We start from the raw sequence: 12,922 nt of genomic DNA on the forward strand, positions 1-12,922 counted from the left end.
CATTTATTTAGGTCTCTTTAATCTCTTTATTAAGGCTTTGAAGCACTTCCTCAAGCCTCATCCCTCTAGATCCTTTGAATAGAACAATATCCTTGGAGCTGCTTTTCTCGATAAGGACAGCTGTTAATTCTGACTTATCCGTAAAAGCCAGCACACGCTCGTTTCCGAATCTTTCCTTTGCAGCTTCAGCAATATGGACTGACAATTGACCATAGGTATATACAATATCAGTCACTGCGGGATCAAGGTAGTAGCCAATTTCTTTATGAAACTGTATTTCATCCGGCCCAAGTTCCAGCATGTCCCCCAGTACTGCGATTTTTTTGCCACTGCATTTCATAGTTTGGAGCACATCAATGGCCGCCTTCATAGAAGTCGGACTGGCATTATAAGCATCATTCAAAAGTGTAAGCCCGGAAGAAGTCCGAATCACTTCAATCCGCATGCCCGTCAACTTAAGCTTACTTAACCCATTCTCTACATTTTGATCTGTAATTCCAAAATGGCGAGCAACCGCTAGTGCAGCCAACGCGTTAACAACGTTATGCTGGCCTGGCAGCGGTAATGTAAAAGCATGTTCCTTATGAAGGCTTGACGTAAACGTCATACCGCCACTATGGGACATCATCCCAGTCGGATAATCATCATTATCTCCGTTCAGCCCGAAACGAAAGGACACCATCCCCTCCGGAGCCTCAAAAGTGGACTCTTGCATTACCTCAGTCAGCAGCGGTTCATCACCGTTATAAATTAGCAGTCCACCTGGCTTTAGCCCTTCGACTATTTCCAGCTTGGCACGGGCGATTTCTTTGCGGGATCCCAGTTGCAGCAAATGCGACTCACCTACATTAGTAATGACTGCCACATCCGGTGCAGCCAAAGAAGCCAGCAGAGCAATTTCTCCCCGCGAGCTCATACCCATTTCAAGAACTGCAATCTCTGTATCCTCAGCCATGGATAGAATCGTAAGCGGAAGACCAATATGATTATTGAAGTTTCCCTCTGTCTTATGCACCTTGTACTGCATTTCGAGCAAGGCCATAATGATATCTTTTGTCGTTGTTTTGCCATTACTGCCCGTAACAGCGACAACCTTCGGAGCGACCTCATTCAAATATGCGGCGGACAGCTTCTGAAGCGCCTCTAGCGTATCTTCAACAATTATGACTCCGCCACCCTCAGGTGCAGGACCTTTATCACGCTGCCATAAGGTCCCTGCAGCACCAGCTGCAATAGCTGTAGCTGCATAATGATGACCGTCAAATTTGTCTCCCGTTAGAGGAACAAACAGGCAACCTGCAGTTATCTTACGGGAGTCAGTAACGACGCCCGTAAGAGGTATATTCATAGCTTCGGCAGCAGGAAGTCCACCTTCGCACATCACAGCAATTTGTCCCAGTGTTCTTGTAATCAATAGCTTCGACCCCTTATAACTTCTTTAGCGACGATGCGGTCATCGAAATCGTGAACCACTCCGCCAATCAGTTGATAGGTCTCATGACCTTTCCCCGCAATCAATACTACATCGCCAGAGCTTGCCATTTCAATAGCCTTCCCAATTGCTTCTCGGCGATCAACAATCATATGATACCGGTCAGAGGTGACTCCATCCTCTTCTAGTCCTGCTTCTATATCCTTCAGAATTAGCCCAGGGTCCTCCGTCCGAGGGTTGTCAGAGGTTACGAATACCATATCGCTATATTTTGCAGCTATCTTACCCATTAAAGGACGTTTCGTGCGGTCTCTGTCTCCTCCGCAGCCAAACACAGTAAGCACTTTACCTGTAGCAAATTCGCAGACCGTTCTTAATACATTTTCCAGACCGTCTGGTGTATGTGCATAGTCAACGATAACGGCATATTCTTGCCCCTCATCCACTGACTCCACTCGTCCAGCTACCCCATCAATCGCCTCAAGACTAGTCTTGATATCAGGCAGTGACACATCTTCCAACAGCGCAGCCGTAATCGCCGCAAGTGCATTATAGACATTGAACTTACCAACCATACGAAGCGAAATGTCCGTCTCACCCTTAAACGTATCCACATGGAAAAAAGTTCCTTTTGCAGTGATCGAGATTTGCGAAGCTCGGACATTAGCGTTGTTATCAATGCCATATGTAATCACTTCCGCTGCAGTTTGGGTTGCAAAATAGTGGCTCGCCTCATCATCAGCATTAAGCACTGCATATTTGCGTTCTTCTTTCCAAGGAGAGATCACATTTCCAAGTCTGGAGAAAAATAGACCTTTAACCGCCCGATACTCTTCCATTGTATGATGATAATCCAGATGATCCTGGGTTAAGTTCGTAAATATTGCTGTACGGAAGTCCGCACCCTTCACACGTCCTTGCTGAAGCGCGTGGGAGGAGACTTCCATTACGCAACATTCCACACCTTTGGAGGCCATATCATGAAGCGAGCGCTGCAGATCTAGCGATTCTGGGGTGGTCCCTGACATAGGGTAGCTTTTGCCGTCATAGCGCATTTGAATGGTCCCAATCAGACCCGTCTTCATATTCTGGTCTTGCATAATTCGCTCAATAAGATAAGTCGTAGTTGTCTTCCCATTTGTACCCGTAACCCCGATCATTCTCATTCGACTACTAGGTGAGCCAAAGAATGCATTCGACATCACAGACATCGCAAAACGGCAGTCATCCACAACGATCTGTGGGATATCAAGCTCCAGCTTATACTCACATACGATAGCAGATGCTCCAGAGGCTACGGCTTGCGGCGCAAATTTATGTCCGTCTACGGTGTGACCCGGTAAACAGATAAACAGATCACCTGGACTTACATGGCGGGAATCCGTCTGAAGATCAGTAATCTCCACCTCCCCATCCCCATATAGACGCGAAGTAGCAAGACAAGCAGATAATTCATTAACTTTCATAGTAATCCCTCACTCTACATTTTCGGATAACAAGCTAAAACGCCTTCTGCGTCCTTTTAAGGACGGTAAGCGGTTATGCGAGAATTATAAGGATAAAGTATAACGTGAAACTTATACTTTCTTATAATTGAACTGGACCCTTATACCTTTATCATTATTCACTAGAAGCTCCCATATAAATCCTGATGGTTGAGCCCTGTTCTACTCTTGCCCCAGCTTTCGGAGCCTGATTGATGACCGTATTGCCGGAGCCTGAACGCGCCAGATTAAAATTCATATTTAAATCCTCATAAATATCTTGCACGGTTGCACCTGTAAGGTCAGGCACGGTCACAATCGGGGTTTCACCATACTTATAAGTTTTGGGAAGCTGATCACCGCGCTCAGGAACCTTCATATAGTGCAGCGAGTCTTCCAAAATATTTTGCACGATTGGAGCTGCAACTACACCCCCAAATTGAATCCCTTTCGGATTATCCACTGCAGTGTAGACAACGATCTGTGGATCATCCGCCGGTGCAAACCCAATAAAAGAAACAATATGCTCTGTCGGAGAATAACGTCCATTTATAACCTTCTGTGCAGTACCCGTCTTGCCACCTACACGATAACCGTCGATAAAAGCCGGCCGTCCCGTGCCTTTGGCAACCACGCTCTCAAGTGCTGCCCGCACCTTCTTGGATGTCTCCTCCGAAATAACCTGCCGCACAAGCTCAGGCTTCACCTCTGATACAGTCTCTCCCGTTTCCGGATTAACCCATGATTTTGTTACATGTGGTTTATAGAGATTACCACCATTGATAGCCGCGGATACCGCAGCAATCTGCTGAATAGGTGTAACCGAGACCCCTTGGCCGAAGGCCGTAGTCGAAAGCTCTACCGGACCTACCTGACTAAGCTTGAACAGAATCCCGTTAGATTCTCCATTTAGATCAATTCCCGTTTTACTGCCGAAACCAAAATCACGAATATATTTGAAGAGTGTTTCTTTGCCCAGCCGTTGCCCAAGAGTAACAAAACCAGGGTTACAGGAGTTCTCAACCACCTGAAGGAAGGTCTGGCTGCCGTGGCCGCCCTTTTTCCAACAGCGCAGCTTCGCACCCGCCACTTCGATAAACCCAGGATCATAGAAATGATCATTTTGCAGGTCTACCTTACCTTCTTGCAATGCTGCAGCAAGTGTAATGATTTTGAACGTCGAACCAGGCTCGTAGGTCATCCAAATGGGCAAATTCCGATTATAGATCTGCGGATCGTATTCCTTATATAGACCCGGTTCATAACCCGGTCTACTAGCCATGGCCAGAATTTCACCATTCTTCGGATTCATCGCTATAGCCCAAGCACCCTGCGCCTGATATTTTACCATAGCTTGATCCAGCTCACGTTCCATAATGGATTGAATCTGTTTATCAATGGTCAATTGCAGATTAAGTCCATCCTGAGGGGCAGAATACTTCTCCGATGATCCAGGCATGAGTCTTCCACCTGCGTCAGACAAATACGAAATATTGCCTGCTATGCCTTTAAGCAAATTATCGTATATATTCTCGACTCCTGTAATCCCTTGATTATCAATACCTGTAAAGCCTAGTATATGCGCGGCAAGATCACCGTAAGGATAATATCTTTTGCTATCCTCAGCGACAACGATGCCCGGCAACTGCAAATCACGGATGCTCGCGGCAAGTTCCATCGTAATTTTGCGGCCGCCGGGCTGTAATTTCACCGACATTGATTTTTTAGTCAGCAAGCTCATCAGCTTCTCCTCGGTCATCCCAAGCAGAGGCGCCAATTGCTGCGCTGTCTTTTGCTTCTCCTTCACCTGCACAGGCACCGCATAAACCGTAGGCGTACTGATATTATAGGCCAGCGGTATACCTTCACGATCCAAAATTTCACCACGCTTGGCTGTAAAAGGAATATTGCGGCGCAAGGAATCTTCTACCTTGTCACTTAATTTCTCGCCTTGGGATAATTGCACATAAGCAAGACGCACGACCAGCGAACCGAATAACACTGCCAGTCCGAGCAGCGTCCACAACATTCTCCGCCGTGTTACGACCTTCGAAACCTTCATTCCGTTCTCCCCCGCTTTCACCTATAGACATGAGCTCTTATCTTCATGACTATTCGGGACAAACAGGGGTTAGAACAAGCCTATGGCCCACTCTCCGATTCCGTACCCTCATCAGCAGACGAAGTTGCAGGATCATCTTCACTATTATCATTTAATGGTTTCAGCTTCAAAGTAACCAATGTTTTGCCGTTCTTTATTCCTTCAATCTGTTCCGAGACATATCCTTCGCCTTCTACCGCAATCTCCACTTTTAGAAGTGTTAGAATCTCAAGTGCATCACGCAGCGACTCTCCTTGTAAATTTGGAATGGTAGGCTTGTCCCCTTGCTTGCTTAATAGGTATATACGCTGTCCTGGAGCAAGCTTCGTTCCAGCCTCTGGATATTGGGTTTCCACAGAAGCTTCTTCACCGACAACTTCAAAATCAAATCCTTGATCCAGAAGCGTCTCTCTTGCTTCCTTCATCGTTTTGTCCGTCAGATCAGGTGTGGTCCGGAGCACAGGCGCTTCAGATTCAACTATTTTTTTACTATCTTTATCGCTAGTTTCAGTCGCTAACTTTGGAACTCCCATGTATTGAAGAGAATGAGATACGATTTCTTTAAATACAGGAGCTGCAGCTTTACCGCCGCCAACCTCAACGTTCGGTTCATCAATAATAACGATAACAGCGATCTTTGGATCATTCACAGGCGCATAACCAATAAAGGATACCAGTACTTTGGACTTCACGTAGTCCTTACCTTCAACCTTGATAGCCGTTCCTGTCTTACCTGCGACACGGTAACCTTCTATGTGAGCGTTGCGTCCTGTACCTTTGACTTGGTCAGCAACTACCTGCTCCAAGTATTCACCCGTTTTCTTGGCACTTGCCTCATCAATCACCTGACGCACTACACTAGGCTGAGTAACCTTAGTGTCTCCGGTGTTTGGGTCCGTAACCTCTTTTACCACATATGGAGTCATCAGTTTCCCACCATTGGCGATAGCAGATACAGCAACCAATTGTTGAAGTGGGGTAACCAACACTTTACCATGCCCATATGAGAGTGTAGCAATTTCGATAGGACGTCCAAGGTTAGGGTTAACGACCCCACTGGCTTCCCCTGGCAAATCGATTCCTGTCTTCCCATTAAAGCCGAAATCATCAATATACTGTAAAAGTCTATCTTGTCCAAGCATTTCATAAAGTTTTACAAAAAGAACGTTACTAGACCGCTTCACACCTTCCAGGAAACTGATTTGCCCCCAGCCGGCACGATTAATATCATGTAATGCCTTACTGTATCCCTTAATTCTGATAGATCCTGACAGAAATGTAGCTACGGGATCAAAAAGCTTCTCTTCTACAGCTGCAGCAAGTGTAACAATCTTGAAGGTGGAACCAGGTTCATATTTTGATTTGATAGCATGATTATAGAAACCAGCACCCTCATCCTCTGTTTTCCAAAATTCATTAGGATCAAAGGTAGGCATATTCGCCATCCCCAAAATCTCCATCGTATTCGGATCAGCGGCAATGACACTCATACTTTTCGGCTTATATTGCGCATATGCCTTTTCCATGGCCGCTTGTATATACTGCTGGATCGTACTGTCGATTGTAAGCTTGAAATTACTGCCATTTACTACAGGTTTATAGGTATCTTGTGATTCCGGTAGCTTAACCCCTTGACCGTCACTTTGATAAAGCAGCTTGCCATCGGCACCCTTAAGCTGTCCATCTAGGGATTTTTCTAGCCCCATAATCGCCTTGCCATCTCGATCTGTATAGCCTAATATATGCGCAGCAAGCGAACCCTTAGGGTAATATCGTTTCTGCTCTCTAACAAGACCAATCCCAGTCTCTTGAATTTTATGCTCTTTACCTAGGGCTACATAAAATTCTTTCACCTTATCGGCAAGGTCCTGATCGATCTTCCAGCCTTCGTTACGAATTTCACGGTTTTTGAGATAAGCTCCCGTCTTTTCGTCCTTGGCTTCAATCAGCTTCCGCAGCTCATCTTCTGGCTTGCCGAGTAGCTCATGCAATCCCTTGACGACCTCATCACCAATTCCCTTTTCAGCAATGACTGCTGGGTTTACAACCACAGTATAAGCAGGGACATCACTTGCGAGCACACTCCCATTACGGTCAGAAATCGTTCCTCGCTCTGCTTTGATAGTCGAAGTGTGCGCCCAAAGTGTAGCAGCCTTTTCTTGCCATTCTGAACCCTCCATAACTTGAATCCAGAACACTCTAGCTATCAAAACAAGAAAAAAGAGGGTAATACACCCTCCTATAAACAGCGTGCGAAGTTTTATTCTCTTTACCATAAGCGAACCTCACATTTTTTTTATTGCGATCTTGCCAATCGCTCACTAATTATCGCCTTCTGTCGATAGCGGATTCGCCGGAATAAAGATGGTAGTATTTTCGTCCGGTGATACGTAGCCAAGATCCTTTGCTTTTTGGGCAACCTTCTGCTCCAAACTCTGCTTCTCCATCTCAAACGTAGAAATTTGCTTCTTAGCAGTCGCTATATCCTTATCTAATTTCTGGGCCTGCAAGTTCAAATCATAAATGTGAACGTAACGTGAAATCAGGGTGATAGCCACCAAAACGCATACTCCTAGCGTCAGCATATACAAAAGTTTCTCTTGCAGCGGAAGTACTCTTCGTTTGGTAACTACTTTTGTCTTCTCGCGGTAAAGGGGGTTTACCTCTTCTTTTCTTTTGGGCTGAACTGCTAAATTGCCGCGGGTATAGGCCATCTCTGACTCTCCTTTATCGTCAATTACAATTTTTCTGCAATGCGCAGCTTAGCTGAACGGGCTCGAGTATTAAGCTCAAGCTCTTCTTCAGAAGGCACAAGCGGTTTGCGGTTGATTAACTTAAGCGTGCCTTTCGCGCCACATACACAAAACGGAAAGTCAGGCGGGCATGTACATCTGCTTAAATAGCTGCTGAGTATTTGCTTACAAATTCGGTCCTCGAGCGAATGGAAAGTAATAACGGATACTCTACCTTCTGGTGCAAGGCAACGTACTGCGCTATGTAATCCTTCTTCAAAAGCACCCAACTCGTCGTTTACAGCAATCCGTAAACCTTGAAAGCTACGTTTAGCGGGATGTCCTCCCGTTCTTCGTGCAGCCGCCGGAATACCTTCCTTGATAAGCTCAGCTAATTCTCCTGTGGTCTCCACAGGACTTTCTTCTCTTCTGTCTACAATTTTCTTAGCGATTCTCCGCGAGAACTTCTCTTCTCCATATTGGAAAAGCACACGGGCAATCTCTTGCTCGGACCACGTATTCACAATATCAGCAGCCGTTAATAGTGCTGTCTGATCCATCCGCATGTCCAGCGGAGCATCATGATTGTAACTAAATCCGCGTTCTCCCTCATCAAACTGGGGAGAGGATACGCCAAGATCAAAGAGGATTCCATCCACTTGGGGAATGCCATCTTTTTGTGGTACAAAGGGCACATCCTTAAGTACACTCTCCAGATCACGGAAATTGGTCTTAATGAGTACAACCTTGTCTCCGTATTCGGCCAGTCTTTCTTTTGCGTTCTCCAGAGCCCAATCATCTTGATCCAAACAGATTAATCGGCCTTCGCCGCTAAGTTTGGAAGCAATTAGTGCGCTATGGCCTGCTCCACCGAGAGTGCAATCTACATAGATTCCGTCTTTTTTGATGTGCAGCCCTTCTGTCGCTTCTTCTTTAAGCACCGTGATGTGGTGAAACAAGCTGCATCCCTCCAGGACAGTATTCGATATTGTGTTTTATAGATCAAAATTGAAATCCACCAATTTTTCGGCAATTTCGTTGAACGATTCCTCGGACTGTTCGAAGTACTGCTCCCATAGCTCTTTGTTCCAGATTTCCACCCGGTTCGAAACGCCCAGAATAACACAGTCTTTGTCCAGTTTGGCATACTGCCTTAAATTGGCCGGCAGATTTACCCTTCCCTGCTTATCCCATACACATTCTGTTGCGCCTGAGAAAAAAAAGCGACTGAATGCGCGGGCATCTGATTTCATCAGTGAAAGGCTTTTTAGCTTTTGTTCCATGATTGCCCATTCTTCCATGGGATAAACAAATAGACAGGAGTCTAGACCACGGGTCGTCACAAAGGAGGTTCCAAGCAATTCACGGAGTTTAGCCGGAATAATAATTCGGCCTTTGTCGTCAATGCTGTGTTGATACTCTCCCATGAACATCCTTTTTCCCACCCCTAATCCTCAAATCCCCACTTTACCCCACTTTTCACCACTTAAGCATAATAGATTCGCCATTAAAAATCAAAAACCTTTTTCTGGTGAAAGGATTTTTTTGCTAAATCAGATAGAACGTTACCCCAAAAACATTTTGCCACAGAAAAAAGCCATACAATCGGAATCTTGTCCGCTGCATGGCTTTTCAAGCATAAACGCCTTCGCCGTCCTTATAAGGAGGACGAAGCGTTTAAGCGAGAAATATAAGGATAATGTATAGCGTAAAACTTATACTCTCTTATATTTTACAAAAGTTGCTTCAGTTCAAGGTACACTTGGTTAATATACTTTATTGTTGTGCGTTCCGTAATTAATCGTTCAGATTCCAGCTGTCCAAATAATCCACTTGTGCTGGAGTCAGACTATCAATGTTAATGCCCAGACTTTGCAACTTGTAGCGTGCTACCTGCTCATCCAGCTCATATGGAACATTCTCAACTTTTACACCAATGCTCTTATAATTGTCATTTACATATTTCAACGACAGCGCTTGTAGCGCAAAGGTCGTATCCATAATTTCGGCAGGGTGTCCATCCGCAGCACCCAGATTTACAAGTCTGCCTTCTGCAAGCAGATATAGTTTACGTCCGTCGCGAAGCTGGTACTCTTCGATATTTTTGCGAACAGTACGCTGAGATACGGATCTTTCAGACAATTCAGGCTTATTCACTTCAACGTCGAAATGGCCTGCATTGCACATGATTGCTCCATCCTTCATCACATCATAATGTTCACCGCGAATGACATAACGATTACCAGTTACTGTAACGAAGAAATCACCAACCTTAGCAGCTTCCAGAATAGGCATAACTTCGAAACCATCCATATGTGCTTCAACGGCTTTAATAGCATCCACTTCTGTGACAACCACTTTTGCGCCCAAGCCTTTGGCACGCATAGCAACACCTTTACCGCACCAGCCGTATCCGACAACAACTACAGTTTTGCCAGCAACGATCAGGTTGGTTGTACGAATAATTCCATCCCATGCGGATTGGCCTGTGCCATAACGGTTATCAAACAAATATTTGCAATAAGCATCATTTACTGCGACCATTGGGAACTTCAACACACCTTGCTTTTGAAGAGCTTTTAGACGAATGATGCCGGTTGTTGTTTCCTCAGCACCTCCACGAATATTCTCCATTAGATCAGGACGCTCCGAATGTAGCAATGTAGCAAAATCCCCACCATCATCAATAATCAAATCCGGTTTGCTTTCCAGCGCCTTGATATTAAGGGCTTTGAACTCTTCAGGTGACGGGTTGTATTTAGCAAATACGGTAATTCCGTCCTCTACAAGCGCCGCACATACATCATCCTGTGTAGAAAGTGGATTCGATCCAGTAATGGTTACTTCTGCACCGCCTGCTTTGACTACCTTTGCCAGATAAGCAGTTTTAGCTTCCAAATGAAGCGTAATAGAGACTTTTAGTCCTTTGAATGGCTGTTCAGCTTCGAACTGCTCACGGATACGGTTCAATACCGGCATATGTTGGCGAACCCAGTCGATTTTCAAATGTCCTTCGGGTGCTAGTGACATATCAGCCACGATACTATTTTGTTTGGATGAACTCATAATGAAACCTCCTAAAAGTTTTATGGAGCAATACTTCTATGTTTTACTTCGCAATAAAACTCGCTTCGTAAGCATAATCCAAGTTTTGTGAGCGTTACTACATTGAATCTACTTCGCACAAAACTTGCATCGTAAGCATACGCTTTGTTTTATGGAGCAATACTTCTATGTTTTACTTCGCAATAAAACTCGCTTCGTAAGCATAATCCAAGTTTTGTGAGCGTTACTTCTTTGTTTTGTGAGCAATACTTCTCTACATATAAATGATACGATGCGTCCCACTATAATCCGGTTCAATAGCCATCAGCTCATCTAACCATGGAAGTCCGTAGCGGTTCAAGTAATACATGATATTGTACACTCTTTCTTGCAGTTTACCCAGTGGCATTAACGACAGCTCGATTCGCTCCCATTGACGGATTGCAGCTTCATTCTGTTTTGCCATGGCATCTTGGGCTTTCGCTTGTAAAAAAGTGATCTGATCTAAAATCTTATCTTTATTGTTATTCCCTAGTTTTAGCAGACCTGCCTGAATGGTTCCAAGCTGCTCAATCAGTGGTTCGTACATGGCAGAGAAAGTAGCTTTAGTTTCTTCGAAGCGTTGTTCAATCCCCAGCTCATCCTGTGCAGCCAACCACTCATGTCTTTTACGATCTAGTCCCTGTCTTACATCCTCAAAGCTTAGTTGATATTTATCCATATGCTTATGAAGTGTACCTTCCACCACTGTGAAAGACATTCTCGGGATGATCAGGGGCATTTGTCCCCCAACGGTCTCAAACGCACGATGCGGAATGGCCCAATAAGCAATCTCGCCTTGACCTAGCACTGTTGCTAGAACCGGCAACACATAATCCTGCATAAGCGGGCGTGTCAGCACGTTGTTACTGAATAGTTCCGGATGAACCTTCACTTCCTCCAGTAGCTCATCACGCGTGAACGATACCTGGCCCTTGCGATCGGCAAAAACGCCATCTTTCTTATGAAGCAATAATCGTACACCTTCATATATATAAAAGAGGTTGGCATTGCCTGCCGTAACGTCAGCTTGAAGCTCATACCCAGCGTTCACGATATCAGAAGAAGAATTCATGTACGCTGTTTCCAGTGCATCATTCTGCATAATTAGCAAAGTAAAGAAAGGCTCTTCTAACTTACGAAGGTTAGGATCAGCAGAATCAAGCAGGATCAGACCAAATTTACCAAATAAAGAACCCATCAGCTTGGCAAAAGCATCCGTCATACTTTCTGCTCTAAACGAAGAAGATCGAATAAATTCCATAATTTGCGGTTTAAAGTCACTATCTTGAAGTAGCGCATCCAGCTGTTCCACTACTTGCTGCCAGCTTTCCTCTTCTACACGAATATTACTTACCGAGGAGCGTTTCTCCTCTGACTTCTCTATCTTAATCTTTGTAATCTCCTGCGTACGATTCAATACATACGTATGATTCACTTCATCCCAGTCATGATCCTCACCTGCGATCCAGAATAATGGGACAACAGGTCGACCGAGCTGTTCAGCTGCTTCTTTTGCCGCCATAATGGTTGTCATTGCTTTATACACTACAAGTAATGGTCCTGTAAATAATCCGCTTTGCTGCCCACCAGTAACTACTAACGTTTCCGGCTGTTCTAAAAGTGCCAGTGAAGACATCACCGCATCATGTGAATTATGCTTTTCATTATATTGTCGTAGACATGCAGCAACTTGTGTTCGGTCGGCACGGAGACCTTCACTACGATCCAGCCATTCTGCCCGAATGCTTCTACTCTCTTTACTTCGGAAATCCCCACCATACAAATGACTAACCTTCTCAAAATTTTCTATATAGTCGCGCGCGAGTGTAGATCCACCCGGGAGCGGTTCCTTAACAATATTCATTTGCTAGTGCCTCCAGTTCTACTGAGCAGTTATATGTAAATCCAAGTTCGTAAACTCTCTATGATTGTATCCAAAGTCAGGGGCCGCGTCAAAAGAATTACATACCTGCAAAAAGCTATGAAAGAGCAGCCGTTTTATTTTCTTATCCTATAAAATGATTATTAAATATCCCCACTACATACAAGAGGCGAGAGCATAACGCTCCCGCCTGTCTAATACTCA

General features: G+C 44.9%; 9 protein-coding genes. All 9 read right to left on the reverse strand.

Features of this window, described 5'->3' with window-relative positions:
- Positions 1 to 7: 7 nt before the first annotated feature.
- The 9 genes from L1028_RS09385 to bshC all read right to left on the reverse strand — a co-directional run bounded on the left by L1028_RS09385 (position 8) and on the right by bshC (position 12,700).
- The gene (locus L1028_RS09385; RefSeq protein WP_341482516.1) at positions 8 to 1,411 is read right to left on the reverse strand and encodes a UDP-N-acetylmuramoyl-tripeptide--D-alanyl-D-alanine ligase; all 1,404 of its coding nucleotides are present in this window, start codon (positions 1,409 to 1,411) and stop codon (positions 8 to 10) included.
- Positions 1,411 to 2,898 (reverse strand): UDP-N-acetylmuramoyl-L-alanyl-D-glutamate--2,6-diaminopimelate ligase, encoded by a 1,488-nt coding sequence (locus L1028_RS09390; RefSeq protein WP_234533203.1) that lies wholly within the window; start codon positions 2,896 to 2,898, stop codon positions 1,411 to 1,413. The genes L1028_RS09385 and L1028_RS09390 overlap by 1 nt, the downstream gene beginning before the upstream one ends.
- Before the next feature lie 154 nt (positions 2,899 to 3,052).
- Complete coding sequence (locus tag L1028_RS09395; protein WP_234533205.1) at positions 3,053 to 4,978, reverse strand: stage V sporulation protein D; 1,926 nt, start codon at positions 4,976 to 4,978, stop codon at positions 3,053 to 3,055.
- Between the two features lie 80 nt (positions 4,979 to 5,058).
- Positions 5,059 to 7,293, reverse strand: coding sequence for a penicillin-binding transpeptidase domain-containing protein (locus tag L1028_RS09400; RefSeq protein WP_234533207.1), 2,235 nt, complete (start codon positions 7,291 to 7,293; stop codon positions 5,059 to 5,061).
- Positions 7,294 to 7,338: 45 nt separating this feature from the next.
- On the reverse strand, positions 7,339 to 7,731 hold the full coding sequence (locus L1028_RS09405) for a septum formation initiator family protein (RefSeq protein ID WP_234533209.1): 393 nt from the start codon (positions 7,729 to 7,731) through the stop codon (positions 7,339 to 7,341).
- 23 nt (positions 7,732 to 7,754) lie between these two features.
- The gene (gene rsmH / locus L1028_RS09410) at positions 7,755 to 8,708 is read right to left on the reverse strand and encodes a 16S rRNA (cytosine(1402)-N(4))-methyltransferase RsmH (RefSeq protein WP_234533211.1); all 954 of its coding nucleotides are present in this window, start codon (positions 8,706 to 8,708) and stop codon (positions 7,755 to 7,757) included.
- 36 nt (positions 8,709 to 8,744) lie between these two features.
- Positions 8,745 to 9,182: a division/cell wall cluster transcriptional repressor MraZ gene (gene mraZ, locus L1028_RS09415; protein ID WP_036683674.1), complete on the reverse strand. Its 438-nt coding sequence runs from the start codon at positions 9,180 to 9,182 to the stop codon at positions 8,745 to 8,747.
- A 364-nt stretch (positions 9,183 to 9,546) separates the two neighbouring features.
- The gene (locus L1028_RS09420; RefSeq protein ID WP_234533484.1) at positions 9,547 to 10,818 is read right to left on the reverse strand and encodes an adenosylhomocysteinase; all 1,272 of its coding nucleotides are present in this window, start codon (positions 10,816 to 10,818) and stop codon (positions 9,547 to 9,549) included.
- A gap of 250 nt (positions 10,819 to 11,068) precedes the next feature.
- Positions 11,069 to 12,700, reverse strand: coding sequence for a bacillithiol biosynthesis cysteine-adding enzyme BshC (gene bshC / locus L1028_RS09425; protein ID WP_234533213.1), 1,632 nt, complete (start codon positions 12,698 to 12,700; stop codon positions 11,069 to 11,071).
- Positions 12,701 to 12,922: the final 222 nt, after the last annotated feature.

Origin of the sequence: Paenibacillus pseudetheri (genome assembly GCF_924513355.1) — a bacterium.
Classification (GTDB): Bacteria; Bacillota; Bacilli; order Paenibacillales; family Paenibacillaceae; genus Paenibacillus_AQ; species Paenibacillus_AQ pseudetheri.